This window comes from Bacillus sp. GMs2/2 (genome assembly GCF_050172095.1).
In the GTDB taxonomy this organism is placed as follows: Bacteria; Bacillota; Bacilli; order Bacillales; family Bacillaceae_G; genus Bacillus_A; species Bacillus_A cereus.
The window spans coordinates 1-1,352 of the sequence record NZ_JBNLYE010000676.1; the positions used below are offsets into that span (position 1 = coordinate 1).

Below are 1,352 nucleotides of genomic sequence, written 5' to 3' on the forward strand. Positions count from 1 at the left end.
TTTAAGGTAACGATTTATTGGTAAAAAAATGAATTTAAGTATTAAGTAACCAACTAGCGGACACGATAACAATGTTAACTAACTTAAAAAGAGGTGTCCTTCATGTTTTTATAAAGAAGAAATAATTAATATGATTAAGCCGGACAAATCAGATCCAGCTGCCGCAAAAGTTTTACAAGAAATATTAGGTGGGCATTATGGCGAAATGCGTACAATGATGCAATACTTCTTCCAAAGCTCAAATTTTAGAGGTAAAGAGAAGCAATATCGTGATTTACTTCGAGGTGTTTTTTTAGAGGAAATAAGCCATGTAGAACTTGTACAACATACAATTAATCAACTATTAACTGGATCTGGTGAACCTACGCCAGGAAATGCTGGTATTGACAACGCACCACTTGATGAAGCGGTTAAACATGCAAATCCTCACCACTTTATTGTAGGTGCTCAAAGTTCATTGCCTGTTGATGCAGCTGGCAACCCATGGAATGGATCTTGGGTATATAGTCATGGGAATTTAATTAGCGATTTATTAGATAACGTAGTACTTGAATCTACAGGTGTACTTCAAAAAACTAGAATTTATGAAATGAGTTCCAATCAAACTTTTAGAGAAACACTTGCATTTTTAATTGTACGTGATAATGCACATCAAAATGCTTTCGCAAAAGCTTTAGAGACATTGGGTGTTGAATGGGGGAAACTCTTCCCTGTGCCCAACTATGATATTAATAAATACCCAGAGTGCAGAAAGTATGTAGACATGGGATTCCATAACGCACAATTTAATTTTAGTTTAGATCCAACAAGAATGGGAGAAATATTCCAAGGTGAATCACCAAGTAGAAACAAAGGAACATTAGCAGTAACTGACCCGCCAAAAGGTTTTCCTGTACCAGAACTTCCTGAAATGCCAAATGAGCATAGTCCTGGATTAAAAGATATGGATCTTTAAGGTCATTATGGCCAACTATTTATTCATGGTTGGTCATAATGCTTTATAAAGATTCATGTAAACTTGTTGTTAACATGATAGGATATTTTAATAAATCCTCTTTATTTAAAAGTGGTGTTGATCATATTTCTACTCCTCTTAATGTTGTTTCTATGAACCATTAAACGCCACTGTATACTTACTTATAATCTCCCTACCTCTATTCACGTATAACATCCCTATATTGTAAACAAAGAGGAGGGACTTGTCCCCCCTCTTCTTTTAATTTTTCTTGAAAAGAATTGCTCCTGCAATCCCTGGGTGTGTCATTTCGAATGGATCTAGAATTAACTCTAGGTCTTCTTGTGACAATACACCATTTTTCACACAAAGTTCTCGAACGGATTGGCCTGTTGCA

1 protein-coding gene and 1 pseudogene are annotated in these 1,352 nt (G+C 35.5%); one reads left to right on the forward strand and one right to left on the reverse strand.

The genetic code is table 11. The annotated features are described in order from the left end of the window. Positions 1–121: 121 nt before the first annotated feature. Positions 122–955 carry a manganese catalase family protein gene (locus tag ACQGS6_RS28550; protein WP_278002916.1) on the forward strand — a complete coding sequence of 278 codons (834 nt, stop codon included), beginning with the start codon at positions 122–124 and terminating at the stop codon, positions 953–955. A gap of 261 nt (positions 956–1,216) precedes the next feature. On the opposite strand, the pseudogene ACQGS6_RS28555 reads toward ACQGS6_RS28550, so the two are convergent. Next, positions 1,217–1,352, reverse strand: a pseudogene (locus ACQGS6_RS28555) (aspartate ammonia-lyase); the annotation flags it as partial.